Source organism: Bdellovibrionota bacterium, from assembly GCA_035292885.1.
Classification (GTDB): domain Bacteria; phylum Bdellovibrionota_G; class JALEGL01; order JALEGL01; family DATDPG01; genus DATDPG01.
In genome coordinates, this window is sequence record DATDPG010000121.1 from 1 (window position 1) to 3304 (window position 3304).

Annotated in this window: 5 protein-coding genes; 3 read left to right on the forward strand and 2 right to left on the reverse strand. The window is 50.5% G+C overall.

Annotation, left to right across the window (positions count from 1 at the left end):
* Positions 1-127: 127 nt before the first annotated feature.
* Positions 128-448: a DUF488 domain-containing protein gene (locus VI895_09525; GenBank protein HLG20036.1), complete on the reverse strand. Its 321-nt coding sequence runs from the start codon at positions 446-448 to the stop codon at positions 128-130.
* Between the two features lie 11 nt (positions 449-459).
* Positions 460-1074: a DUF488 domain-containing protein gene (locus VI895_09530; GenBank protein ID HLG20037.1), complete on the reverse strand. Its 615-nt coding sequence runs from the start codon at positions 1072-1074 to the stop codon at positions 460-462.
* A gap of 166 nt (positions 1075-1240) precedes the next feature.
* Here VI895_09530 and VI895_09535 point away from each other — a divergent pair, with 166 nt between their 5' ends.
* The 3 genes from VI895_09535 (at position 1241) to VI895_09545 (ending at position 3160) form a co-directional block, all read left to right on the forward strand.
* The gene (locus VI895_09535) at positions 1241-1702 is read left to right on the forward strand and encodes a hypothetical protein (GenBank protein ID HLG20038.1); all 462 of its coding nucleotides are present in this window, start codon (positions 1241-1243) and stop codon (positions 1700-1702) included.
* Positions 1703-2247: 545 nt separating this feature from the next.
* Positions 2248-2406, forward strand: a complete 159-nt coding sequence (locus tag VI895_09540) for a hypothetical protein (protein HLG20039.1) — start codon at positions 2248-2250, stop codon at positions 2404-2406.
* Positions 2407-2524: 118 nt separating this feature from the next.
* On the forward strand, positions 2525-3160 hold the full coding sequence (locus tag VI895_09545) for an alanine--tRNA ligase-related protein (GenBank protein ID HLG20040.1): 636 nt from the start codon (positions 2525-2527) through the stop codon (positions 3158-3160).
* The last annotated feature ends 144 nt before the right edge of the window (positions 3161-3304 follow it).

The window sequence follows — 3304 nt, forward strand, 5'->3', positions numbered from 1 at the left end:
TCCAACAAAGCGCCTCAACCCTTTGTTTGGACCAAGACCGCCGATCAGATCCTGGAGAAAATCGCCCGCTACGCCTCCGGCACTCTCCAGGCTCATACATGAAAAGAACTATCGCGAATTCACTGACTCAGGACACTAGCCGTCGGTGACAATGATCCGCCATTCGTTCACTACAAAGCAAAACTGTCGGAATTTCGAAGAGCTGCCGACGGATCTTACCTTCCACCTGGCGCTCTTCCAGCAGCTTCAAGAAACGTATTTCGTAATCATGCCAACTCCCATTACGCTTCTTGTAATCGTTAAGCAGATCGTGCGTTGGAGCGAATAATGGCTCGTGAATGTACTCAGCACCGGCGATCTCCTTTAAGAAGTAAGGGAGATCTTCCTTTTTCGTGAAGCCAGCAAGTTGCGAGGAGTTGTTTAGACGGACGTCAAGCAGGCGTTTCACGCCCGTGCGCTTCAGTGTCTCGAAGAACTCTGCCGCCGTCCTCTTTGTGAAACCGATTGTATAGATCTCCATACGTTCTCCTCTTGGGAAGCGAAAAGCGACTTTTGCCCTCTGTCACGTAATCGCCCCTCTTTGGCCTGCAGTTCCTTCTCGGTCTCAATGCGTCCATCGCCTCGAATATGATTGACTGAGATCCCGCGGGTGGCGAGCACGCGACTTACAAGTAGACGTCGGTGGCAGTTCGTCGGATCTTCCTCACTGCAAAGGAGCGCAACGCGGTACTTGCCAAGACCTGTTTCGAGACGTGCAATAGCCTCCAGAAATTGTGGAGATTCAGCAAGGCGCGCGTATAGAACGTGCCCTTCCGAATCGTAAAACTCGTCTTCCGTGGGTCGACCACCAAGTTCCTCGCCCATGAACAGGTATTTGATTCCAATGTTGGTGATTGCCTTCTCCAAAGCCGGACGGTTGAAGTGCGGCGAGAATCGCGAGTAGGGTTGGGAGCGAGCGTCAACCAGGACTTCTATTTCCTGCCGCTTTAAAAGTTTGAGGAAGATATCGAGCGAATGATTAGAGTGCCCGATAGATAACAGGCGGTTCACTCCCCTCTGGTTGTGTTCAATCATTTGCGGATCTTTTAGTCACTATAGGAACCACCCGTTCATGCGTCAACCTGGTTCACCTCAAAAAGGACAGCTCTCGTCCTGCGAATTTAAAGAAAAATAGTCGCCCGGCTGTGCGGAAGGTGCGACTTAAAAATTGCGACAACTCGGTCGCAATCAATAATTATTTGTGCTCATATTCCCTGGCACAGAAATTGATGATACTGAAGCTATTGAATTCCAAATTCATCGGGAGGTCTTTATGAATCGATATGTTTCCGTGATGTTTACTTCGCTTCTGTTGTGTACGTCTTTGGCTTTGGCGGATGCAAAAGTGCTTGGGAAGAAAGAGGTAAGGTTGGAGTCTCCAAACGAGGTTCGGTTGTGGTTGGCGGGCCTGGGAGACGGACCAGTTTTGGCCTCCTGTTCCAAAAGAATCTACGAAAATAAAACGATTTCCGCGGGTGTTGTGACGGGCGCCATTATTCAGAAAATCCATGGAGTTGAAACAAAGACTAAGACTCCAGCAATGATGTTTGGGGATCTTTCCAGTTGTTGGACCACCTACGACCTCGAAATTCAAATTGGTGAATCTCCTGACGACGTTAATAACGTTCGGGTTCAATGTGAGGCGTTTCTAGCTTGTCCGTAGAAAACGGCGAGTTCCATAAACCTTTAACACGCTTCTTAATGACAAGCGCGTCGTTACTAGCGTTAGCGTTATGCACTCCAATAAACGCCGCTCCGGCGATGAGACGGGTGATGCATAACTACGAGATAAAGTTCAAAAATTTCGTGTCGGATACTTCGGGAATTCAGAAAGAAATCATTGAGTTCCTTCGAAACCGAAATATATCCGCTCAATGCTTCCATATCGACACCCGCGCAGACTTCGTCGTACTTGTCACGCGCATTCCCATATCCACCGATGATGAACGTGAACTTACCAGGAGTGTCTGCACGGTTGCTGGAGAGCAGCAATGTTCGGGGCAAGTCCTTCGTTCAGATACAATTGTTGAGAACTCGTCTCTAGTCTTCTGGAGAAATCCAGACGACGAAAACCCTCGGCATCGCGTTGGAAGATACTTGAAAGGGCCCTCGCGACGATCGCACGTAGCAGGTGAACTCCCGCTCGCCGATGTTCATCAGTTACCCCGGCTATCCAAAGCGTGTACGACATCCGAAGCCTATCCTTCCATGAGGCGCACGGATGAAATTCTCAATCTCTTCAAAGATCTCAAGCTCGAACCCGTTCTTTATTCCGTCTGGCTATCGGAAAAGAACGATGATGGTGTCGAAATTTATAATCTCAGGCTGGGTGAGTTGGACCTTCGAGAAAAATCACAACGGAATTGAGAATCCACCGCCAACATCCGACACCATGCACATGGTAACGCCGTAGTAACATCGTCACTGAAAACGGGTGAACTGGCGTGAACTCCACCGAACTCCAAAAATGGCTATCGGTTTGATATTGTTGATTTCCCGAATCGTTGCAACCTGTTACGGAGGCCCATTTTCTGGCCCCCCCTCGGCACCACCGCATGAACCCGACGAAGCTCATTTATTTGGAAGATGCGTATCGGTTCAAGGGGGTGCCGTAATTCTTTCTTTACATCCGACTACAGACGGCCGATACGAAGTCGTTCTCGACCAAACACTCTTTCATCCGCAGGGCGGCGGCCAACCGTACGATCAGGGGGAAATCTCATCCGACCAAGAGAAGTTTTTCGTGGAAGAAGTCCGTTTTCGAGACAATGTTGTCGTTCACATCGGTCGGTTTTCGGCAGGCCCATTTTCGGTGGGCCAGAGTGCGCAGATGGCTGTCGATGAGACCCGGCGCGCGCTCAACCGCCGAAACCATTCGGCGGGGCATCTAATCGACTCGGCGCTGACCTCCCTCGGAGTCTCGCTGGTGCCCACGAAAGGGTTTCATTTCCCCGAAGGTCCCTACGTGGAATACCAGGGGATCTTTGCGGAGAATGAGCGGGAAGCAATGCGCGAAAACCTCGAGGTCGAGGCAAATCGTCTGGTGCAACGAAACTTACCCGTAACCTTCCGGACGGAACAGATCGAAGGAAAAAATGTCCGCATCGTGACGATCTCATAAAAGGAACTTTTAAGAATCTGAGGGTCGTATCGGTGGTGAAATGCGGGGGCTAAGAAAGACGGGCTGGTAACGAACTGGGGGTTGGACGCTCGTAGAGAAAGGCAACGGACGTGATGGAGAGAAGGGAGAGAGGGCCGAGGCCCT